Source organism: Kitasatospora sp. NPDC040550 (assembly GCF_055594965.1).
In genome coordinates this window covers 16869-38739 of the sequence record NZ_JBVIWC010000033.1, presented here as the reverse complement: position 1 = coordinate 38739, position 21871 = coordinate 16869, and the positions used below count along the sequence as shown (strand labels likewise).

Annotated in this window: 19 protein-coding genes; 10 read left to right on the top strand and 9 right to left on the bottom strand. The window is 74.9% G+C overall.

The features are described from left to right. Positions 1-20: 20 nt before the first annotated feature. On the top strand, positions 21-1169 hold the full coding sequence (locus tag ACZ58X_RS34865) for a glycosyltransferase (protein WP_470337583.1): 1149 nt from the start codon (positions 21-23) through the stop codon (positions 1167-1169). A gap of 93 nt (positions 1170-1262) precedes the next feature. After that, positions 1263-2009 (top strand): SAM-dependent methyltransferase, encoded by a 747-nt coding sequence (locus tag ACZ58X_RS34860; RefSeq protein WP_470337582.1) that lies wholly within the window; start codon positions 1263-1265, stop codon positions 2007-2009. 18 nt (positions 2010-2027) lie between these two features. Here ACZ58X_RS34860 and ACZ58X_RS34855 read toward each other — a convergent pair whose 3' ends face one another. The 3 genes from ACZ58X_RS34855 to ACZ58X_RS34845 all read right to left on the bottom strand — a co-directional run bounded on the left by ACZ58X_RS34855 (position 2028) and on the right by ACZ58X_RS34845 (position 4978). Then, positions 2028-2903, bottom strand: a complete 876-nt coding sequence (locus ACZ58X_RS34855; protein WP_470337581.1) for an alpha/beta fold hydrolase — start codon at positions 2901-2903, stop codon at positions 2028-2030. Positions 2904-2989: 86 nt separating this feature from the next. Continuing rightward, positions 2990-3682 (bottom strand): thiol:disulfide interchange protein DsbA/DsbL, encoded by a 693-nt coding sequence (locus ACZ58X_RS34850; RefSeq protein ID WP_470337580.1) that lies wholly within the window; start codon positions 3680-3682, stop codon positions 2990-2992. A 93-nt stretch (positions 3683-3775) separates the two neighbouring features. Next, complete coding sequence (locus tag ACZ58X_RS34845) at positions 3776-4978, bottom strand: glycosyltransferase family 4 protein (protein WP_470337579.1); 1203 nt, start codon at positions 4976-4978, stop codon at positions 3776-3778. Between the two features lie 515 nt (positions 4979-5493). On the opposite strand from ACZ58X_RS34845, the gene mscL reads away from it, so the two are divergent. From mscL to ACZ58X_RS34825, 4 genes are all read left to right on the top strand, one after another. After that, on the top strand, positions 5494-5943 hold the full coding sequence (gene mscL, locus ACZ58X_RS34840; RefSeq protein WP_470337578.1) for a large conductance mechanosensitive channel protein MscL: 450 nt from the start codon (positions 5494-5496) through the stop codon (positions 5941-5943). Between the two features lie 430 nt (positions 5944-6373). Further along, complete coding sequence (locus ACZ58X_RS34835; RefSeq protein ID WP_470337577.1) at positions 6374-7168, top strand: DUF6643 family protein; 795 nt, start codon at positions 6374-6376, stop codon at positions 7166-7168. Positions 7169-7449: 281 nt separating this feature from the next. Continuing rightward, complete coding sequence (locus tag ACZ58X_RS34830; protein WP_470337576.1) at positions 7450-8325, top strand: MOSC domain-containing protein; 876 nt, start codon at positions 7450-7452, stop codon at positions 8323-8325. Positions 8326-8622: 297 nt separating this feature from the next. Then, positions 8623-11076: a right-handed parallel beta-helix repeat-containing protein gene (locus tag ACZ58X_RS34825; protein ID WP_470337575.1), complete on the top strand. Its 2454-nt coding sequence runs from the start codon at positions 8623-8625 to the stop codon at positions 11074-11076. A 201-nt stretch (positions 11077-11277) separates the two neighbouring features. Here the strand turns inward: ACZ58X_RS34825 and ACZ58X_RS34820 are convergent, their stop codons facing one another. After that, entirely contained in the window at positions 11278-12444 is a 1167-nt protein-coding gene (locus tag ACZ58X_RS34820) for a PLP-dependent cysteine synthase family protein (RefSeq protein ID WP_470337574.1), read from the bottom strand. 147 nt (positions 12445-12591) lie between these two features. Beyond that, on the bottom strand, positions 12592-13767 hold the full coding sequence (locus ACZ58X_RS34815) for an ROK family protein (RefSeq protein ID WP_360244730.1): 1176 nt from the start codon (positions 13765-13767) through the stop codon (positions 12592-12594). A 116-nt stretch (positions 13768-13883) separates the two neighbouring features. Between ACZ58X_RS34815 and ACZ58X_RS34810 the strand changes: the two genes are divergently transcribed. Together ACZ58X_RS34810 and ACZ58X_RS34805 are read left to right on the top strand one after the other, a co-directional pair. Next, positions 13884-15200 (top strand): MFS transporter, encoded by a 1317-nt coding sequence (locus ACZ58X_RS34810; RefSeq protein ID WP_470337573.1) that lies wholly within the window; start codon positions 13884-13886, stop codon positions 15198-15200. An 87-nt stretch (positions 15201-15287) separates the two neighbouring features. Then, positions 15288-15878 (top strand): HutD/Ves family protein, encoded by a 591-nt coding sequence (locus ACZ58X_RS34805; protein ID WP_470337572.1) that lies wholly within the window; start codon positions 15288-15290, stop codon positions 15876-15878. Between the two features lie 104 nt (positions 15879-15982). Here the strand turns inward: ACZ58X_RS34805 and ACZ58X_RS34800 are convergent, their stop codons facing one another. Beyond that, on the bottom strand, positions 15983-16942 hold the full coding sequence (locus ACZ58X_RS34800; protein ID WP_470337571.1) for an esterase/lipase family protein: 960 nt from the start codon (positions 16940-16942) through the stop codon (positions 15983-15985). 114 nt (positions 16943-17056) lie between these two features. On the opposite strand from ACZ58X_RS34800, the gene ACZ58X_RS34795 reads away from it, so the two are divergent. Next, positions 17057-18544, top strand: coding sequence for an RsbRD N-terminal domain-containing protein (locus tag ACZ58X_RS34795; RefSeq protein ID WP_470337570.1), 1488 nt, complete (start codon positions 17057-17059; stop codon positions 18542-18544). Between the two features lie 142 nt (positions 18545-18686). Here the strand turns inward: ACZ58X_RS34795 and ACZ58X_RS34790 are convergent, their stop codons facing one another. Next, complete coding sequence (locus ACZ58X_RS34790; protein WP_470337569.1) at positions 18687-19058, bottom strand: peptidoglycan-binding domain-containing protein; 372 nt, start codon at positions 19056-19058, stop codon at positions 18687-18689. Between the two features lie 121 nt (positions 19059-19179). Then, positions 19180-19935, bottom strand: a complete 756-nt coding sequence (locus ACZ58X_RS34785; protein WP_360244683.1) for an acyltransferase — start codon at positions 19933-19935, stop codon at positions 19180-19182. A gap of 143 nt (positions 19936-20078) precedes the next feature. On the opposite strand from ACZ58X_RS34785, the gene ACZ58X_RS34780 reads away from it, so the two are divergent. Next, positions 20079-20840: a maleylpyruvate isomerase family mycothiol-dependent enzyme gene (locus ACZ58X_RS34780; protein ID WP_470337568.1), complete on the top strand. Its 762-nt coding sequence runs from the start codon at positions 20079-20081 to the stop codon at positions 20838-20840. 113 nt (positions 20841-20953) lie between these two features. Here the strand turns inward: ACZ58X_RS34780 and ACZ58X_RS34775 are convergent, their stop codons facing one another. Next, a complete protein-coding gene (locus ACZ58X_RS34775) occupies positions 20954-21727 on the bottom strand; it encodes an enoyl-CoA hydratase family protein (RefSeq protein ID WP_470337567.1) in 774 nt (257 codons plus the stop codon). Positions 21728-21871: the final 144 nt, after the last annotated feature.

Below are 21871 nucleotides of genomic sequence, written 5' to 3'. Positions count from 1 at the left end.
TTCTGCGGCAGACTGCCGGGGTGACCGTGCTGCTGTGGATCGCCGCGTTCTCCCTGCTGGTCTGGCTCTGGCTGGCGTGCTGCCACGGTTCGTTCTGGCGCACCGACGTCCGGCTGCCGCCGCGCCGTCCGCCGGCGCGGTGGCCGGAGGCGGCGATCGTGGTGCCGGCCCGGGACGAGGCGGCCGTGCTGCCGGTGAGCCTGCCGACGCTGCTGGCGCAGAAGTACCCGGGGCGGGCGCGCGTGATCCTGGTGGACGACCACAGTTCGGACGGCACCGGCGCGGTGGCGGCGGAGCTGCGGACGTTGGGCGGGCTGGAGCTGACCGTCACCACCCCTCCCCCGCTGCCCGAGGGCTGGACGGGCAAGCTGTGGGCGCTGCGGCACGGGGTGGAGCTGGCCGGCCCGGACGTCCAGCACCTGCTGCTGACGGACGCGGACATCGCGCACGGCCCGGACTCGCTGGCCGAGCTGGTCGCCGCGGCCGAGTCGAACGGGCTGGACCTGGTGTCGCAGATGGCCCGGCTCCGGGTGGAGACCGGCTGGGAGCGGCTGGTCGTGCCGGCCTTCGTGTACTTCTTCGCCCAGCTGTACCCCTTCCGGCGGAGCAACCGCCCGGGTGCGCGGACGGCGGCCGCGGCGGGCGGCTGTTCGCTGGTGCGGCGGGAGGCGCTGGAGCGGGCGGGCGGGGTGGCGGGGATCCGGGGCGCGGTGATCGACGACGTGTCGCTGGCCCGGTCGGTGAAGTCCTCGGGTGGGCGCATCTGGCTGGGCCTGGCCGGGGAAGTGGACAGCGTCCGCCCGTACCCCCGGCTGGAGCAGTTGTGGCGGATGGTGTCGCGCAGCGCGTACGCCCAGTTGCGGCACTCGCCGCTGTTGCTGCTGGGGACGGTGCTGGGGCTGGCGCTGGTGTACCTGGTGCCGCCGGTGGCGCTGGTGGCCGGGCTGGTGGCGGGAGCGCCGTGGGTGGCGGCGGCGGGCGGGACGGCCTGGGCGTTGATGGCGGGCACCTACCTGCCGATGGTCCGGTACTACGGGCAGCCGGCCGCCGCCGTGCTGCTGCTGCCGTTCACCGCCTCGCTGTACCTGTTGATGACGGTGGACTCGGCGGTGCAGCACTGGCGCGGCCGGGGCGCCGCCTGGAAGGGCCGGACCTACTCCGGGGCGTGAACCGGGACGTGAGCCGGGGGGGTGAGCCGGGACGTGAGTCGGGAGGTGGGAAAAGCCGGGCGCTACCGGCCGGTCGGGGCCCATACTGCTCGGATGGACCGTCAACGGATCTCCCGGCTGGCCCACGCCCACCGCCCGATCGCGGCGCCCCTGTCGGACGGCTCGGTGTCCCGGCTGCTGGAGCGCGCGCTGGGCGGGCAGGACAGCGGCCGGGTGCTGGACCTCGGCTGCGGGGAGGGCGCCTGGCTGCTGCGGGCGCTGGCCGCCCGGCCGGGCTGGCGGGCGGTGGGGGTGGACGTGGACGCCACGGCGCTGACCCGGGCGAGGGAGGCGGCGACGGCGCTCGGCGTGGTGCGCCGGATCGGCCTGCACCACCGGGACGCCCGGGAGTTCACCGACCGCGAGCCCTTCGACCTGGTGCTCTGCGTGGGTGCCACCCACGCCTTCGGCGGACTGCTGCCCACGCTCGCGGCGGCCCGTGAACTCCTGGCGCCGGGTGGGCGGTTGCTGGTCGGTGAGGGGTTCTGGGAGCGGGAGCCGTCCCGGGCCGCGCTGGACGGACTGGGCGCGGTCCCGGAGGACTTCACGGACCTCGCGACGACCACCGACCGGGTGCTCGCGGAGGGTTGGACCCCGGTGTACGGGCACGTCAGCTCGGCGCGGGAGTGGGACGACTACGAGTTCTCCTGGACGGGTTCGCTGGCCGAGTGGGCGCTGGACCACCCGGAGGACCCGGACGCGGCGGCCGCCCGCGAGGCCGCGGACGAGCACCGCACCGGATGGCTGCACGGCTACCGGGGGACGCTCGGCTTCGTCACCCAGCTGCTGCGCCGGGACTGAACTCCCCTTCCACGAGGGCTACTTCTGCGTCCTGGCGAGGAAGTCGTCGATCAGTGGAGCGATTTCTGGCAGCTTCTCCTCCAGGGCGAAGTGCCCGGTGTCGAGGACGTGCAGTTCGGCCCCGGGCAGGTCGCGCAGGTAGGCGCGGGCGCCGGCCTCGGTGAAGAACGGGTCGTTGCGCCCCCAGATCACCAGCGTGGGCGGCTGCTCGGCGCGCAGCCAGGCCTGCCAGGCCGGGTAGAGCTCGACGTTGGAGAAGTAGTCGAGGGCGAGTTCGACCTGGACGTCCTTGCGGCCGGGCAGGTCGAGGAAGTGCTGGTCGAGGGTCCAGCCGTCAGGGGCGACCAGGCTCGGGTCGGTGGTGCCGCCCTCGTACTGGCTGCGGGTGACGTCCAGGGTGAGGATCGAGCGGGCGGCCTCCTCGGCGCCGGGGACGCCGCGCCGCTGGGCGATGAACCCCCGGGCCAGGTCGGAGAGTCCGTCCTCGTAGGCGTTGCCGTTCTGGACCACCAGGCCGGTGATCCACTCCGGTCGGCGGGTGGCCAGCCGCAGGCCGACGGGGGCGCCGAAGTCGAAGACGTAGAGCGCGAAGCGGTCCAGGCCGAGGGCGAGGCAGAAGCGCTCGATGACGTCGGCGAGGGTGTCGAAGCGGTACGGGAAGGTCTCGGGCGAGGGGCTGTCGCTGTGGCCGAAGCCGGGGTAGTCGGGGGCTATCAGGCGGTAGCGGGTGCCGAGCGCGTCGAGCAGCCGGGCGTACTGGTGGGAGGCGGAGGGGAAGCCGTGCAGCAGCAGGAGGACGGGGGCGTCGGCCGGGCCGGTTTCGCGGTAGAAGACGCGCAGCCCGTCGAGGTCGACGTGGCGGTGGTGGATGTGGGGGATCGTCAGCTCGCTCATGCTAACCATTAAAACGCATCTGAACGGTTAGGCATAGGGGGCGGCGGGGTCGGCCGAAAGGCCCACCGGAGCGAGCTGACCGATGGTCACTTGCCGATCGTGGTCCGGTGGCTCTTCACCTGCTCCTGCTGCACCAGGTAGTCGAGCACCTCGGGCATCGCCTCGACGCCGCCGGCCTTGGTCGGCGAGGTCCGGTACTCGCCCTGGACGACCACCGTCGGCAGCTCGTTGATGCCGTAGCGGACGAACTGGGCGGCCGCGTCGTCCACCGACTGCCGCACCTCTGCGGAGCGGTAGGCCGCTTGGAAGCGCTGGGCGTCGACGCCGTGGCGCACCGCCCAGTCGGTGGCGGCGGTCTCGGTGGTCAGGTCGGCGTGGTCGGAGTGGATCGAGCGGAAGGCGCTGACCTGGAGCCGCTCGACCAGGCCGAGGCGCTCCAGGGTGTAGTACAGCCGGGCGTGGGCACGCTGCACGCCCTCCTCCGGACTGCCCGGCCAGATCGCCGGGACCCGGCGGAGCGCGACGTCGGAGCGGTGCTTCTCGGCCCAGGTCTCCAACGGCTGCTCCAGCGCCTGGGAGTGGCCGCAGTCGTACCAGAAGAACTCGACGGCCTCGGTACGGGCGTCCTCGCGCACCGGCTGCGGGTGGTCGAGCTTGACGAACTGCGTTCCCTCGGAGGGGGCATGGTGGGTCACCGCACCGGCCTGGACGGGGGACGCGGCGATCCCGGCGGCGAGGGCGAGCAGGACGGCGGACCGCAGCAGCGACTTCGAGTTCACACCGGGCAGTGTGGTGCTGATGCCCCGTTACCGGCGAGTCGGTACGGGGCGGCGGGCCCGGATTCGCCCGAACGGCGTAGCCGGGCGGGCGGCTCAGCTCGGCGGGCCGCCCGTCCACACCTCGGTGACCAGCCGCTGCCAGTCGTCCACCACCGCGCCCAGTTCGAAGTGCTCCAGCGCGTGCGCCCGGGCGGCCGCGCCGAGGCCCGCGCGGTTGCAGGCCAGCACCTTGGCCAGCGCCTCGGCCAGGGCGAGCGGGTCCCCGGGGGCGACCAGCGCTCCGGTGGCGCCGTCCCGGACCACCTCGCGCACCCAGCCGACGTCGGTGGCCACGGCGGGCACCCCGGCCAGGGCGGCCTCGATCAGCGCCCCGGGCACCCCCTCGCTGTCGCTGGTGAGCAGCAGCGCATCGGCGGCGCGGTAGAGCGGGGCCGGGTCGGGCAGCGGGCCGAGGAAGTGGGCGCGGGCGGCGGCCGGGTGGCGGGCCAGGGCCTCCAGCAGCGGACCCTCCCCGGCGACGGCCATCCGGACGTCGGGCAGCCGGTCGAGCACGTCGAGGGCGAGGTCGAGCCGCTTCTCGGGGGCTATCGCACCGATCCAGGCGACCAGCAGGACGTCGGCGGGCAGGCCCAGGGCGTGCCGGGCGGCGCGCCGGTCGTCCCGGCCGTCGGCAGGCGGATAGCTCTCGGCGGCACGGGAGTTGGGGATCACCCGGACCTTGCCGCCGGGCAGCTCGAACTGTCCCTCCAGCACCTCGCGCGCCTCGTCGGTGAGCGTGGTGACGGCGGCGGCGCGGTGCATCAGGGCGCCCCCGCGCAGTCTGCGCAGCCGGTTGGCGGTCCAGTAGCGGGGGTGGCCGACCGAGACGTAGACGAAGGGGGTGGAGGTGCCGGCCAGGGCGAGGGCGCAGGCGGCCAGGGTGTCGGAGCCGTGGGCGAGCACCACGTCGGCGGCGCGGGCGGCGGAGCGCAGCGCCCACAGGGTGCTCGGGCGCAGGCGGCCGGAGCCGAGGACGGCGGCGGCGCGCAGCCGGGCGGTGTCCGGGCAGCCGTCGCCGCAGGTCCCGGGGACGGCCGTCCCCGCGGTGCACACCCCGGTCGTGCCCGCGCCCGGTCGGGTGGGCGGCACGGCCGGGTGCGGGGCGAGTGCGCACAGCGCGGAGGCCTGGCCCCGGCGGCGCAGTTCCCGGTGGAGGTCACGGGCGAAGTTCTGGGCGCCGCCCCGGCGTTCGTCGCTGATCAGGTGCAGGACGCGCGGGCGGGCTCCGGCCGAATCGGCCGCCGTAGGGTCGGGCATGGACCGACCTTGGCACAGCGCCCCGCGCGGTACAGCCCCTTCGCGCAACCTGGTGGTGGCCCGTGCGCCCGCGCCCGTACACCGGATGTGCGCTGAGGACCCGCCGGTGTGCGCCGGTTGCGACCGCCGTGCGCCCCGCCTCGCCCCCCGCCGCTCCGCGGGGCCGCCCTCCGCTCCCCCGCACGCCGCGCGGGGGACCGGCTCACGCCGCCGGGAGGCGCAGAGCGGCGGGCCGGCACCGGCGGATCGCACCGGTGGATCGCACCCGGGCGTCACACCCGGGCGTCACACCAACGGGTCAACCACGGGCCGCGGGCGGCCGAACGGCCGGTACGCGGAGGGCCCGCACCCCGCCCGGGCCCGCCCGGGCCCGCCCGCCCCGGGCCGTCGGCCGGTTACGCGGATCGGGTGAACGCGGTTGGACCTCGGCCCGCGCCGGTCGGCAGGATGTCCGGCCGGGGCGCCCGCCGTTCTGCCCCATCTCCCCCTTCCCCGCTCGGATTTGGAGTCGCCCGGTGTTCAAGGGATTCCGCAGCTTCCTGCTGCGCGGCAACGTGGTGGACCTCGCGGTCGGCATCGTGATCGGCGCGGCCTTCACCGCCGTCGTCACCGGGTTCGTCAGCGCCTTCCTCACCCCGCTGATCGGGGTCGCCACCGGCGCGGTCGGCGACTTCACCCAGAAGACCTTCGAGGTGGGCGGCACCAAGTTCCCGTACGGCCTCTTCGTCAACGCGCTGATCGGGTTCGTGCTGGTCAGCGCGCTGATCTACTTCGCCGTGGTGGTGCCGGTCGGCAAGCTGCAGGAGCGCTTCGAGAAGGCCGCGCCGGCGCCGGCCGCGAAGGTCGACTGCCCGGAGTGCCTGAGCCCGATCCCGGCCGCCGCGACCCGCTGCTCCTTCTGCACCACCGAGGTGGCCGCCCGGCCCGGTCTGCCCGCGCAGTCCCAGGCGCTGCAGTCGCACTGACGCCCCGGAACGCGTCCGGACCGTGCCCTGATCGCGCCCTGATCGCGCCCGGACCGCGTGCGGACCACCCCTGGACCGCGTCCGGATCGCCCGCTGTGGGCGCTGACGGGAAATTTATTCCCCAAACATTCACGAGCCCCCGCCGGACCGTCGGCGGGGGCTCGAATGCGCCGGCGCACGCCCCGTCCGCAAAAGTTTCTCCACGGCGTCCCCGAACGGCCACCGGCCGGTCACCGCAAGGCCTTGCGACGGCTGCGTCCGGGTGCTGTTCGATCACTGACGGGGTGCCAGGACTGTCCGGAACTGAACGCCGGTATGTCCGTTCTTCCTACTTTCGAAACCTTTGTGCGGGCGAAGACTGTGTAAACACTCGAACTGCTCCCCCTCCCGCTCTCCTCAGCAGGCGCATTGTGGGCTTACCGTATGCCCCATGACCTCGCCCCGCTCCTACGACGGAGTCGGCTACCCCTCTCCGTCCTTCTCCTCCGGCACGCCGATCTACGACAGCCTCGTGGCTGAGCGCGGCGTCCCCCAGATCGCACCCATCAACGTGCCGGCGGCCCTGCCCCCGGCACTGTCCTCCGGTTACGGATCCGGCCTCGGCCAGTCCTACGAGAACCGGTACAACAACGGGTACGAGAGTGCCGGCAGCAACCTCCCCGCGCTGCCGCCCGCCCGCCTCGCCCTGGGCCCCGGCCCGAGCAGCGGTCCCTCCGCCGGCCCGGCCACGGCGTACATCCCGGCGCAGCCCGCGCCCGCGTACGCCTCCGCGCCGCAGCCGCCCGTCCCCGGTTACGGCGCCCCCCAGCCGTACCAGCGACCGCAGCCCGCCGCCCCGACCTTCGCGCAGACCGCCAGCGGTGGCTACCAGCCGACCGGCGGCCAGAGCTTCGGCGGCCAGAACACCTTCATCGGCCAGGGTGGGCAGCAGACCTTCGGCGCGCAGCCGACCGGCGGACCGGCCGGTTTCGGCCAGGGCCAGCCCGGCGGCCCGCAGGGTGGTCCGCAGGGCTTCGGCGGCCAGCAGTCCTTCGGCGGCCCGAACCCGGCCGGCCCCGGCTTCCAGGGCCAGGGCGGCGACCAGAGCTTCGGCGGTGCCCAGCTGCGCCCGGCCATGGCGCCGGTCGCACCGGTCCGCCCGATGCAGCCGCAGCGCCCGGGCCCGTACGGCGAGCCCGGCGGCTACCAGCAGGGCGGCTACCAGCCGCAGGGCCAGGGTTACTGAGCCCGAGCGCAGCACAGGGCCGACCCCACCGGCCCGCACCCGCACCACCTGAGCACCACCCGGCGCCCCCCGAACGCCGGGCGAACGGAGAACGGGTCATCCACGGACCGCCCGGAACGCCCCCCACGGCGTACCGGGCGGTCCGTGCGCGTACGGGGGCAACGGCGTACGGGGACCCGGGCAGGTCCCCCGGACCGGGGGTCCCGAACCGGTCCGGAGCAGCCGCGGGGCGCCTCAGGGGCGGCCGCGTCCGCCCCGATCGCTGCTGGCAGGATGGAGGGATGCGCCTCACCGGACTCCACGTCTACCCCGTCAAGTCGATGTACCGCCTGAGCCCCGACACCGCCGCGGTCCACCCCTGGGGTCTGGCCGGAGACCGCCGCTGGATGCTCGCCGACCCCACCGGACGCTTCGTCAGCCAGCGCGACGACGCCGCCCTCGGACAGATCCGGGTAGACCTGCTGCCCGACGGCGCACTCGCGCTGACCGCCCCCGACGGCTCCCGGATCGAGGTCGCCGCGCCCGCCGCCGAGGCCGGCGACCCGGTCGCCGAGGTCGAGGTCTGGGGCACCCGCTTCCGCGCCGTCGAGGCCGCCAAGGACGCCCACGAGTGGATCGCCGACCGGCTCGGCGACTACCGCCTGGTGCACCTGGACGACCCGCGCGCCCGGCCCGTCGACCCGCAGTACGGCCGGCCCGGCGACACCGTGTCGATGGCCGACGGCTTCCCGCTGCTGCTCACCACCACCGGCTCGCTGGAGCGGCTCAACGAACTGATCGCCGCCGAGCACCCGGACGGCCACGAGACCCTGCCGATGGAACGTTTCCGCCCCAACGTGGTGGTCGCCGGCTCCGAGCCCTGGGCCGAGGACGGCTGGCGCCGGATCCGGATCGGCGCGCTCACCTTCCAGGTGGTCAAGCCCTGCGGCCGCTGCGTGGTCACCACCACCGACCAGGAGAGCGGCGAGCGGCGCGGCCCCGAGCCGCTGCGCACCCTGGCCCGGCACCACCGGCTGCTGCGGATGGCCGCGTTCGGGCAGAACCTGATCCCCGAGCGCCCGGTCGGCGTCGAGGGCGACGTGCTGGGGACGCTGCGCCTCGGCGACGACGTCGAGGTCCTGGAGGACGGGGCGCACTGGTCCTCCGACGGGCGCTGACACCACCACCGCGCCCTGCCCCGGCTCCCACTCCCTGCCCGGAGCTCCGCCTCCGGCCCGCCGGCACGGAACTCCGGCTGTGCGCGCTCGTTGAAGCAAGTGGTCGGAACCTGTGGCCGCGGTGGGCGCCCCCGGTGCCCGCCGGTGCCGAGCGGCCCCGGGCGGGCGCACCGGCCGGTCCGGACGGACGGACGGATCACCCGTCCGGGCGCGCTACGGTGGGCGGACGGCCCGCGCACCCCCGCGCCCACGGCCCGTTGATCGCCGGCACGACGAAGGTGGGGACGACAGACCGTCATGGCTGAGCACAGGGTCCGGGTCACCCAGGACAGCGCATCCCGCTGGCGCCGCCGCGCGGGCGAGTACGACACGCTCGCGGAGGCCCTGGCCGCCGCCGAGCCGGGCGACACCGTGACCGTCCGGCCCGGCACCTTCCGCGAGAACGTGCTGCTGGACAAGCCGGTGACGATCGTCGCGGCCCAGGGCCCGGGCACCGTCCGGATCGAACCGGCCTCCGGGGTGGCGATCACCGTCACCGCCGCCGCGACCGTGCGCGACCTGGTGGTCGAGGGCGGCGACAGCTCCGTCCCGGCCGTCCTGGTCACCGGAGCGCAGGCGACGCCCGCGTTCAGCGGCTGCCGGATCGAGACCCGCTCCGCCACCGGGATCGAGATCGGCGGCGGCGCCCGCCCGACCCTGCGCGGCTGCGTGGTCGCCAACCCCGGCGGCCTCGGGCTGCGGCTGCGCGGCGAGGGCACCGCCGCCGCCTTCGAGGACTGCGAGGTCGCCGCGGCCGGCCAGGCCGGACTCGCCGTGCTCGGCGGGGCGACCGCCGCCCTGGACCGCTGCCGGATCCACCACGCCTCCGGCGCCGGCGTGCTGCTCTCCGACCCGGGCAGCGCTGCGGAGCTCACCGGCTGCGAGATCTACGAGATCCGCGGCAGCGGCGTGCAGGCCGAGGCGCAGGCCGGCGGGCGGCTGGTCGACTGCGACATCCACCGGGTCACCGGCAACGGCCTGACCCTGGACGGCGAGGCCGAACTGGTGCTCACCGGCTGCCGGGTGCACGACCTGCCGGAGAACGGCGCCGACCTGCGCGGACGCGCCAAGCTCAGCCTCTCCAACAGCACCGTGCGGGACTTCGGGCGCGGCGCGCTCTCGGTCTGGGACCAGGGCACCGAGGCGGTCGCCGAGTCCTGCCGGATCCACGGCTCCAACGGCGAGTACCCGGCGCTGTGGGTCAGCGACGGCGCCCGGCTCACCCTCACCGACTGCTCGCTGTACGACCTGCCGGACGCGCTGTTCGTCCTCGACCGGGACTCCGCGGCCGTCGCCCGGGGCTGCTCGTTCAGCCGGATCCGCAGCTCAGCGGTCTCGGTCAGCGGCGGAGCCACCGTCACACTGGCCTCCTGCCAGGTGCAGGAGGCCGGGACCGGGCTCTGGTTCCGCGACCACGGCAGTGGCGGGCTGCTCACCGACTGCGAGATCTCGGACGTCGCCACCGGGGTGATCGTCACCAAGGGCGCCGACCCGGTGCTGCGCGAGTGCACCGTACGCGCCAGCACGGACGCCGGGGTGTACGTCTCGGCCCAGGGCCGCGGCACCTTCGAGGACTGCCGGGTCTCGCACGGCAAGGGCTTCGGCTTCCACATCATCGACGGCTGCCGCACCCAGCTCACCCGCTGCCGGGCGGAGCAGAACGAGCGGGCCGGGTTCGAGTTCTCCGAGCCCGGACCGGTCGCGGAGGGGTGCACCTCGGACGACGTGGCCCCGCTCGCCCCGGCCGGACCGGGCACCGCCGGCCGGCCCGAGCTGCCCGCCCCGAGGCCCGCCCAACACGCCACAGCCGCACCGGTGTTGACCGCCCCCTCGACCTCCTCGGTGGCGGGCTCCGCCGCCGCGGCGACGGCCACCATCGCGCCGATCCCGGACTGCCGCCCGGCCGACGAGGCGCTCGCCGAACTGGACTCGCTGGTCGGCCTGGCCACGGTGAAGCAGGAGGTGCGCACGCTGATCGACCTGATCTCGGTCGGCCGGCGCCGCCGCCAGGCCGGCCTCAAGGCCCCCTCGCTCCGCCGCCACCTGGTCTTCACCGGCGCCCCCGGCACCGGCAAGACCACCGTCGCCCGGCTGTACGGCGAGATCCTCGCCTCGCTCGGGGTGTTGCAGCGCGGCCACCTGGTCGAGGTGGCCCGGGTCGACCTGGTCGGCGAGCACATCGGCTCCACCGCGATCCGCACCGCCGCCGCCTTCGACCGGGCCCGCGGCGGGGTCCTCTTCATCGACGAGGCGTACGCCCTCGCCCCCGAGGACGGCGCCCGGGACTTCGGACGCGAGGCGATCGACACCCTGGTCAAGCTGATGGAGGACCACCGGGACGAGGTGGTCGTGATCGTGGCCGGCTACACCGCCGAGATGGAGCGCTTCCTCTCCGCCAACCCCGGTGTCTCGTCCCGTTTCTCACGGACCGTCACCTTTCCCGACTACACGGCGGACGAGCTGCTGGAGATCGCCCGGGCGCAGTGCGCGGAGCACGAGTACGCGCTCTCCGAGGCGGCCGAGGACGCGCTGCTGGACCACTTCGGCGGACTGGAGCGCGGACCCAACTTCGGCAACGGGCGCACCGCGCGGCAGGTGTTCGAGACCATGGTCGAGCGCCACGCGGTACGGGTGGCCTCGCTGGCCGACCCGTCCACGGAGGAGCTGCAGCTGCTCGTCCCGGCGGACCTGCCGAGCGCGCCGCTGCCGTAACGGGCGGGAACTCCCCGACGGCGGCGGGGCGTTGGGCCGGGCATGGAACGCTTCTGACGGGTGCCGCGGGCGGATGACAGATGACGACCGACAGGCGACGGATGACAGATTTCAAAGTCTGCCATCTGCCATCTGCCGTCTGTCATCCGTCAGTTGTCAGTCGTCGCCCGTCAGCCGGCGACCCGTCAGCCCGTCAGCCCGTCAGCCCGTCCAGGCGCCGCCCGCCAGGAAGGCCTCCAGTGCGGACCGGTACGGCGCGATGTCGATCCGCTCGCCGGCCAGCCAGTCGTCCGAGTAGTACTTGTCCAGGTAGCGGTCCCCCGGGTCGCAGATCAGTCCGACCACGCTGCCCGTCCGGCCGGCCGCCCGCATCTCCGCGACGATCCGCAGCGCGCTCCACAGTCCCGTCCCGGTGGAGGCCCCGGCCTTCTTCCCGAGCACCTGCTCCAGCAGCCGCACCGCGGCGATCGAGGCGGCGTCGGGCACCTTCATCATCCGGTCGACCGCCCCGGGCACGAAGCTCGGCTCCATCCGGGGCCGCCCGATGCCCTCGATCCGGGAGCCGCTCGTACAGACGGCGTCCGGGTCGTGGTTCACCCAGCCCTCGAAGAAGCAGGAGTTCTCCGGGTCGGCGACGCAGATCCGGGTGTCGTACTGCATGTAGTGCACGTACCGGGCGATGGTGGCCGAGGTGCCGCCGGTCCCGGCGGTGGCGACGATCCAGGCCGGTTCCGGGTGCGGCTCCAGGCGCAGCTGGGCGAAGACCGACTCGGCGATGTTGTTGTTGCCGCGCCAGTCGGTGGCCCGCTCGGCGTAGGTGAACTGGTCCATGTAGTGCCCGCCGGTCTCCTCGGCGAGCCGCGCGGAGGCCTCGTAGACCTCGTCCGAGCGCTCGACCAGGTGGCACTCGCCGCCGTGGAACTCGATCAGGTCGATCTTGGCCTGGCTGGTGCTCTTGGCCATGACGGCGATGAACGGCACCCCGATGAGCTGGGCGAAGTACGCCTCGGAGACGGCGGTGGAGCCGCTGGAGGCCTCGATCACCGGCTTTCCGGGGCGGATCCAGCCGTTGCAGAGCCCGTAGAGGAAGAGCGACCGGGCCAGCCGGTGCTTGAGCGAGCCGGTCGGATGGGTGGACTCGTCCTTGAGGTAGAGGTCGATCCCCCACTCGGCCGGCAGCGGGAAGCGCAGCAGGTGGGTGTCGGCGGAGCGGTTGGCGTCGGCGTGGACCTTGCGCACCGCCTCCTTGAGCCAGTCGCGGTACTGCTGGTCGGAGCGGTCGACGTCGACGGTCGGCTCGATGCCGACGGCCGGTTCGGCGCCACCGGCCGGTTCGGTGCCGACGGTCCCACCGGACTGGGTGCTCATGGTCACGTACTCCCTCGTTGCGGCCCCCCGCTGCTCACTACGAGTGTACGAGGGTCACGATAAGTGACCGTTTTCGTAGACCCAGCTTCCGCTTATCGCCCCTTTCACCGCCCGTCCGCCACACCACTCCCCGTCCCGCCCGCCGCCTCAGACCGGCACCGACTGCGGGTCCGCGAGGTACGGCCCCCAGCCGAGCTCGGCCGCGCCCGCGAGCGCGCCGTGGGCCAGCTCCGCGCCGACGATCGGCACCCGCCCGCTGCGCCCCCACAGGCTGCGGTCGGCGACCACCGCGCGCAGCCGGTCGGGGGCGGCCTCCAGGAGGTCGAGGTGGAGGCCGCTGAGCACCACCCGGTCCGGGTTGAGGATGTTGGCGACCCCGGCCAGTCCGAGCCCGAGCCGGTCGATCACGTGCTCCACCGCGGCCCGCGCCCGCTCGTCGGTCGCGGCCGCCCAGCACAGCTCGCGCGCCTGGTCGAGCAGCGGGCGGCCGGGCTCCGGAGTGAGGCCGGCCGCGGCGAACAGCGCGTCGGGGTCGGTCTCGGCGTTCAGGCAGCCCCGGTTGCCGCACGCGCAGGGGCGGCCCTGCGGGTCGACGGTGAGGTGGCCGACCTCCAGGGCGAGCCCGGCGCTGCCGGTGTGCAGGTGCCCGTCGATCACCAGCGCGCCGCCGACGCCGCGGTGGCCGGAGGTGACGAAGAGCAGGTGCCGGGCGCCGCGCCCCGCGCCGTGCCGGTACTCGGCGAGGGCGGCGAGGTTGGCGTCGTTGGCGATGGCGGTGGGCAGCGGCCGCACGGCCTTCGGACCGTGGTCGGCGCGGCCGACCTCGACGTCGTAGAGGTCGGCGACCGGGGTGCCGCTGGGCCAGGCGAAGTGCAGCGCGGCGAGCGCGGTGCCGTCCGGTTCGGTGACCGGGTTGGGCAGTGCGAGCGAGGCGGCCAGGCAGCGGCGGTCGGTCGCGCGGGCCAGCTCGGCGCCGGCCTGGGCGACGGCGCGCAGCATCCGGACCGGATCGGTGGCGGCGGGCAGCGGCAGGTGGACGGGCGGGTCGAGCAGTCCGCCGAGTCCGGCCAGGGTGACGCTCAGCCCGTCGGCGTGGATCTGGCCGGCGACCACGACCGGGCCCTGCGGGTCGATCGCCAGCCGGTGCGAGGGGCGGCCGCGGCCGCCGCCGGCCGGGCGGGAGTCGACGGTGATCAGGCCGAGCGCCTCCAGTTCGGCCGTGACGGCGCCGGCGGTGGCCCGGGTGACGTCCAGGGCGCGGGTCAGCGCGGACCGGGTGGGCGTCTGACCGGTGTGGATGAGGGAGAGCGCCGGGCCGAGCAGCGTCCGACCGCGGTCGGGGGCCGCGCGGCGGTGGGCGTCGCGCTGCGCGTCGGCGTCGGCCCCGGAACGGGGCCGCGGGCTTGAAGGTGAGAGCTGCACGCCCCTATTGTGACTTTGTGTCGCTTCGAAACAAAATCAGTTCCCACCGCCACGCCGACCCGACCTCCCCCCAGTCTCGCAGCACACCCCCGGTCGCGGACAGCCCCTGGGGCGCCGCACGGCTCGCGCTCACCGCCTTCTTCGCCGTCGACGGCTTCCTCTTCGCCGCCTGGGTGGTCCGCATCCCGGACGTCCGCAGCCAGGTCAGCGCCTCCCACAGCGCCCTCGGCCTGGCCCTGCTCTGCCTGTCCGTCGGCGCCGTCCTCACCATGCCGGCCGTCGGCCGGCTCTGCCTGCGCTACGGCTCGCGCCCGGTCACCGTGGCCTCGCTGGCGCTGCTCGCCCTCGCCGTCCCGCTGCCCGCGCACGCCCACTCGGTGTACTCGCTCGGCGCGGTGCTGCTGCTGTTCGGCGCCGGGTACGGCGGCGCCAACGTCGCCATGAACAGCGCCGCCGTCGACCTGGTCGCCCAGCTGCGCCGGCCCGTCATGCCCAGCTTCCACGCCGGGTACAGCCTGGGCGGACTGCTCGGCGCGGGCATCGGCGGACTGCTCGCCGAGCGGCTGACCACCGCGTGGGCGCTCGCGCTCGGCGGGCTGCTGGGGCTCGCCGTGACCGTCGGCGCGGGCGTCGTCCTGCTGCGCAGCCCGGCCGCGCCGACGGTCGCCCCGGAGCGGACCCCCGGCCCGGCCACCGCACCGGCCAGCGGCCCCATCGCCGAACCGACCGCCGACCCCACCCGCGACCCGGCCGACGACCCGGCCGCCGCTCCGGCCGCCGCTCCGGCCACCGGAAGGCACGTCCGACTGCTGGTGCTGCTGCTCGGCCTCACCGCGCTGTGCACGGCGTACGGCGAGGGCGCCGTCGCCGACTGGACCACCCTCCACCTCACCGACGACGTCCACGCGGGCGCGGGCACCGCCGCCGCCGGGTACGCCGCGTACGCCTTCGCCATGACCAGCGGACGGATGGGCGGCACCTGGCTGTCCATCCGGCTGGGCCAGAACCGGCTGATGCTGCTCGGCGGGCTCACCGCCGCGGCCGGCATGCTGCTCGCCGCCCTGGCACCGTCGGTGCCGGTGGCCGTCGGCGGGTTCGTCCTGGTCGGCCTCGGGCTGGCCAACCTGTTCCCGCTCGCCATCGCGCGCGCCGGAGCGGCGGGCGGGCCGCAGGGTGTCGCGCTCGCCTCGACGCTCGGGTACGGCGGGATGCTGATCGGGCCGGTGGTGATCGGTTTCCTCGCCGACGCGGTCGGACTGCCGCTCGCCCTGACCACGGTCGCGGTCGCGGCCACCGCCGCAGCCCTGCTGCCGCTGACGGTCGGGCGGCGTTGACCGTCGGGCGGCGCCGACGGCCGGGGCAGCGCCGACGGCCGGGGCGGCCCTGACGAATCGTCCCCGGCAGTGGCAGGATGCGGACCCATGACCACCACCGGACGCATCCAGGTACTGCGGGCGAGCGAGCGCCCGGCCACCCCGTGGCTCAACGGGGGCGGGGTGACCCGGGAGGTCGCCGGGTCCCCCGCCGGGGCCGGACTGGCCGACTTCGACTGGCGGGTGAGCCTGGCCGACGTCGCCTCGGCCGGCCCGTTCTCGCCGTTCCCCGGGATCGACCGGGTGATCACCCTGGTCGAGGGCGCCGGTATGGTGCTCGCCGTGGACGGCGTCGAGCAGCGGGTCGACGCCCCGTTCCGCCCGTTCGCCTTCCCCGGCGACGCCGCCACCGACTGCCGGCTGCTCGGCGGTCCGGTGGTGGACTTCAACGTGATGACCCGCCGCGGCCGGACCGACGCCGCCGTGGAACTGCGGACCGGGCCCGGCGGCGTCGCCGTCCCGGAGGGGTCGACCGTCCTGCTGGTCTGCCTGGCCGGTTCGGCCGTCCTCGACGGGGGCACCGAACTCGGCCGCTACGACGCCGCGCTGCTCGACGGGCCCGGCGCCCACGAGCTGCGGCCCGACGGCGTCACCGCCGCGATCACCTTCCGCACCGCCGCGCTCGGCACCGCCGGCTGAGCACCGCCGGCCGAGCAGCCCGGGCCGGGCGACGCGGACCGCACGACGCGCTGCCCGTACCCCCGCCGGAACCGGGGGTACGGGCAGCGGCGGCAGCGGCGTCGTCAGCCGCAGAACACCGGTGTGGCGTGCGCCGGGTCCAGGGCGTCGGTCACCAGGTGCAGCGCCGTCGGCGAGAACGCGATGGCGACGTGCTCGGCGAGCGTGACCGGGCAGTGGTCCTGGAGCACCTGGTTGTCCACGTCCGGCCCGTTCAGGAACTGGGTCCGCCACGGGGTGACCACCTCGTCGTACACGGTCGAGATCACCGTGTAGTGCACGCCCGGCACGGTGTCCGGCCGGGAGGCCATGGTCGCGTTGAAGTCGGAGCCCACCGCCTGGTCGCGGCAGGCCTGGCAGACGGTGTAGATCAGGTCGGCCACGCCGGGGAAGTACGGCGCCAGCTTGGTGATCCCGTCGAGGGTCGTGCCGTGGTTGGACGGCGCCAGGCCGATCAGCTTGTCCACCTTGGAGGCCCCGCCGAGGAACTTCAGGTAGTAGTTCGGCAGCATGCCGCCCTGCGAATGCCCGACGATGTCGACCTTGGCCGCGCCGGTCGTGGACCTCACCAGGTCGACGAAGTGGGCGAGTTGGGCCGCCGAGGCGGGCACCGGCCCGAGGCCGCCGATCGGCAGCAGGAGACCGCTGCCGCTGGAGGTGATGCCGGGAACGGTGCCGTAGTCGAGGGCGAAGACGCAGTACCCGAGGCCCTTGAGCAGCGGGGAGAGCGCCAGCCAGTTCTCGTAGCGGTTGGCGAAGGTGCCGTGCACCAGCACCACCGGGTCGGGGTGGGCGGCGGACGGCCGGCAGCTCCAGTCGTTGGCGCCGGGCGGCGAGGCCACCGAGTCACCGTCGGGCGGGAGCGCGGCAGCGGCGGCGGCCGGGGTGGCGGCGGCCGGAGCGGCCCCGGTGGGGGCCGCGGCGGCGCCGACCAGCAGCGCGCCCGCCAGGACGGCCGCGCCGAAGGCTCCGCCGAGCCGACGGCGCAGGGGAGTTGCGGAGAAGCGGAGAAGTGGGGTTCTCAACTGTTGCCTCCACAGCGGAAGTTTGTTACCAACAGGTAACCCGAGTGGCTCAATGATGCGGTCACCCCTCCGGCCCGGCCCTTGGGCGTACCCCAGACCTGGACGGTGTTCTCTGTGATCGGTCACAACGCACTCCACTGCACCCCCACCAGCCGCTCCGCCGAACTCCCCGCGCACCAGCTCGCCGACGCCCCTGCCGACACGGCCACCGACACCCCCACCGACGCCTGTGCCGAAACCCCCACCGACACGGCCACCGACACCCCCGCCGACACCCCCGCCGGAGCCGCCGGACACCCCTCGCCGTGGCGCGTCCCGGTGATCGGCGGACTCCCGGCCGACCAGCGACTCCTGGGCGGCGCCCGCGCGTTGGCCGCCGACGTGGTCGCCGCCCTGCTGGAGCGGGTGCCGGTCTACCACCGCCTCCCGCGCGAGCAGCTCACCGGCGAACTCACCCGGGACACCGAGCGCCGCATCCGTGGCCTGGCCCACGCCGTCCGCACCGGACTCCCCGCCCCCGCCGAGGAGTTCACCGCCGTACGGGAGGCCGCCGCGCGCCGCGCCGAGGAGGGCCTGCCGCTGGACGCCGTCCTGCTCGCCCACCACCTCGGGCTGGAGGTCTGCTGGGAGTTCATCACCCGGGACGCCCACGCCGGGGACGCCGCCGACCTGTTGCTGCTCAACCGCCTGCTGCTCGACCAGCTCCGCCGGGCCACCACCGCCGCCGGCGCCGGCTACCAGGACGGGCAGCAGTCGGCCGGCGACCGGAGCTCCACCGCCCGACAGTCCCTGCTCACCGCGCTGCTCGCCGGCACCCCCGCCGAGGAGGCCGCCGCCCGGGCCGGCACCGAACTGCCGGCCGGCTACGCCGTGTTCTGCCTGTCCCTCGCCGACCACCCGGACGAGCACTCCCCCGGCATCGACCCGGCCATTGCCGCCCGCCGCAAGCTGCGCCGCTTCGTCTCCGAACTCGACCACCGCACCCGGCAGTCGGCGCTCTCCGCGCTCACCCCCTCGGGCGGCCTGCTGCTCCTCCCGCTGCCGACCCCGCCGGACCTGGCCGACGAACCCGCCGACCGCCCCGCCGACGGGTCCGAGGGCGGGGTCGAGGACGGGGCCGACTGGCCCCGGCTCGGCGCCACCCTCACCGCCGCGGCCCGCGCCGCCGGCGTACCGGTCCTGGCCGGGGCGGCCGCCGCAGCGCCGGCGGAGGTGCCCGGCGCCGCCGCCCTCGCCTACGAAGTCCTGGACGTCGCGCGGGCGTTCGGCCGACCGCCCGGGCTGCACCGGCTGGACGACGTGCTACTGGAGTACCAGCTCACCCGGCCCAGCCAGGCCCGCGCCCGGCTCGCCGCACTGCTCGAACCCCTCGCCGACGGCGGGGAGTTGCTCACCACCCTGCGCATCCACCTGGCCGGCGGCCTCAACCGCCGACAGACCGCGAGCGCCCTGCACCTGCACCCCAACACCGTCGACTACCGGCTGCGCCGGATCGCCGTGCTCACCGGGCTGGACCCGGCGCGCCCGGCTGACGTCCTACGGATCACCGCCGCGATCGCGGCCCGGACGGCCGAGCGGTCGGCCCCGGCCCGCCGGTCGTGACACGACGGCACCCGCGCCGACCGCGGCGCGGGTGCCGTGCTGCAATCAACGCCCAGGGTCAACGCCCCGGACTCAACGGCCCGGACTCAACGGCCCAGGGTCGACGCCCCGGGCTCAACATCACGGGCTCAACACCACGGGATCAGCAGTTGATCCAGCCGTGGGTGACCACCCACCCGTCCAGCTTGGCCCAGGTCTGCGGGCCGACGACGCCGTCCTGCTGGAGGCCGGTGCACTGCTGGAACTTCCGGACGGCCCCGTCGGTCGCCGGGCCCCAGTACCCGTCCTTGCTCAGCGGCGCACTCGCGTTCGGGTAGTAGGTGATCGAGTTGAGCTCGCACTGCAACTGCTTCACCGCATCCCCGCTGGAGGTGAAGTTGTAGCCGAGGGTGGGCTCGGCGTTGGTGTAGGAGCAGTACTGCGAGGCCTGCGCGGACGCGGCGGGTGCGGTCACGAGCCCGGCCCCCAGCACGATTCCGGCGGTGACGAGACCGCCGACCAGACGGTTGCGCATGTGGAAATCCCCCGTTCGATGAACTCCTCGAAGCCGCGGACGCGCTTCGAACGAACGGTCAGGCTAGTCGACGGAACGTCAGAAACCGGGAGCAATTGGCTAAAGGATCGACAAAACGATCTCAGTCCCGCTCCCCCGGCAACCGCAGGTCCCACCCCACCAGGGCCCGCAGCTGCTCCGCCGTCACCCCGTCCGGCACCGGCCGGGGCGGTTCGTGCCGCAGCGGCGGCTGCCAGCCCTCCTCCTCGGTCCACCGCCGGACCACCTTGGCCGGGGCCCCGGCGACCACGCTGTGGTCGGGCACCTCGCCGCGCACCACCGCACCGGCCGCGACCACCACGTTGCGGCCGATCCGCGCCCCCGGCATGATCACCGCGCCGGTGCCGATCCAGCTGCCGGTACCGATCTCCACCGGCTCGTTGCGCGGCCACTGCTTGCCGATCGGCAGCTCGGTGTCCCGGTACTCGTGCGCCTGGTCGCTGACGTAGACCCCGGGGCCGGTCCAGACGTCGTCGCCGATCACGATCGACTGGTGGCCGACGATGTGGCTGTCCCGCCCGATCACGCAGCCGCCGCCGATCCGCACGATCGGCTCCGGCCCGAGGTCGAGCCCGGGCAGGAAACCCGCACTGATGGTGACCCGCTCGCCGATGATCGAGAACGGCCCGATGGTGATCCACCGCTCGTTGAACACCGCCCCGAGCGGGAAGGCGAGGGTGGTGCCGTCGCCCAGCTCGCCGAACCGGTACGGACCGGGGTTCCGGTTGCTGACCGCGCCGGTCCGCTGCACCCAGCGCCAGCCCCGGTGGACGAGGCGCCCGGCGGCCCGGCGGCCGCCGTCCCGGACGGTGGAGAGGAGGGAACGGGTTATCGGCATGCGCTCACGTTACCGGCCCGTAGCGTCCGCCCGGTGACCGGGAGGCCGACATCACACCGGCCCCACCACTCCCTTCCGCACCGCTCCGGGCGGCCGTCCGAAATCCGCCACCGATGTCGGACGGCGGTGGAAGACTCCGTCCCATGGAGATCTCCGAGCACATCGACGCACTGCGCCGCGAGGGCGCCCTGCTGGCCGACGCCGCCGCCCGCGCCGACCTCACCGCCCCCGTCCCGACCTGCCCGGACTGGCAGTTGCGCGACCTGCTGCGCCACATCGGCCAGGTCCACCGCTGGGCCGCCGCCTTCCCGGCGAAGGGCCTGAGCGGCCCGCCGGACGACGCGGACCGGCAGGCCGTGGTCGGCCCGGACCCGTCCGACGCCGCACTGCTCGACTGGTACCGGGAGGGGCATGCCGCCCTACTGACCGTGCTGTCCCAGGCCCCCGCCGACGTCGAGTGCTGGACCTTCCTGCCCGCGCCCAGCCCGCTGGCCTTCTGGGCCCGGCGCCAGGCGCACGAGACCGCCGTCCACCGCCTCGACGCCGACGCGGCGGCCGGCTCACCGGGCCCGGGCGTCGACGGCGCGCTCGCCCTGGACGGCATCGACGAACTGCTGCGCGGCTTCCTGCTCCGCGGCCGGTCGAAGGTGCACAGCGACGACCCGCGCACCATCCGGATCCGGCCGACCGACGGGGCGGGCTCCTGGCACCTGACGCTCTCCCGGGAGCCGCTCGCCGTCACTACAGAGGAGCACCCCGAGCCCGCCGACCTGACGGTCAGCGGTCCGGCGGCCGAGCTCTACCCGCTGCTCTGGAACCGGCTGACCGTCGAGCGGGCCGGGCGGGTCGAGCTCAGCGGCGACCCGGACCTGTTCGACCACTGGCGGACCGCCGCGGCGATCTGACCCCGGACCGGCGGGGCCGGGCCGCGGCTCAGCCCCGCCGGACGCCCGGCCCAGTCGCAGGCCCGGCCCAGTCGCAGGCCCAGCCCAGTCGCAGGCCCAGCCCAGTCGCAGGCTCAGCGCACCCAGGCCGCCGGCCGCTTCTCCAGGAACGACCGCATCCCCTCCTGCGCCTCCGCCGACCCGAACAGTCGCGCCGACAGCTGCACCAACTCGTCCGCGTCCCGCGCGAAGGACCGCGCCACCTCGGCGTTGGCCAGCCGCTTGGACTCCGCCAGCCCCTGCGGCGAGCCCTGGCGCAGCGCGTCCAGCAGGCCCTTCACCAGCACTCCGGTGGACTCGCTGGACTCGGCCGCCTGGGTGATCAGACCGATCCTGGCCGCCTCGGCGGCGTCGAAGACCTCACCGGTCAGGTAGTAGCGGGAGGCGGCGCGCGGCTCCAGCTTGGGGCGCAGCGGCAGCGAGATGACGGCGGGCGCCAGGCCGAGCCGGACCTCGGTGAAGGCGAAGGTCGCGGCCGGTCCGGCGACGGCGAGGTCCGCCGCGCCGATCAGGCCGAGGCCGCCGGCCCGGGCGTGCCCGTCGACCACGGCGATCACCGGCTTGGTGCAGTCCACGATCGCCTTCTGCAGCTCGACCAGGCCGCGCGGGCCCACCGTCGGGTCCGCGCCGGTCGCCTCGGAGAGGTCCGCGCCCGCGCAGAACACCTTGCCGGTGTGGGTGAGCACCACCGCGCGGACGTCCCGGTCCGCCGCGGCCACCGCCAGTCCGGCGTGCAGCTCGGACATCAGGCGGGAGGAGAGCGCGTTGCGGTTGTGCGGCGAGTCGAGGGTGAGCGTGGTGACGGCGTCCGCGGTGGTGACGCGGACGAGGGGCTCTGCGCTGGTCATCGGCGTGGGCCTGCCTTCCGGCTGAGGGTGGGTCGGACTGCGGGCGCGGCCCGGGGTGCCCGGACCGCGCCCGCACGACTCTGGCACGCCCACCCGCCCCTCGGCCAGAGCCGATCGGCACCCCTCGGGCGGCAGCCGGCTGCC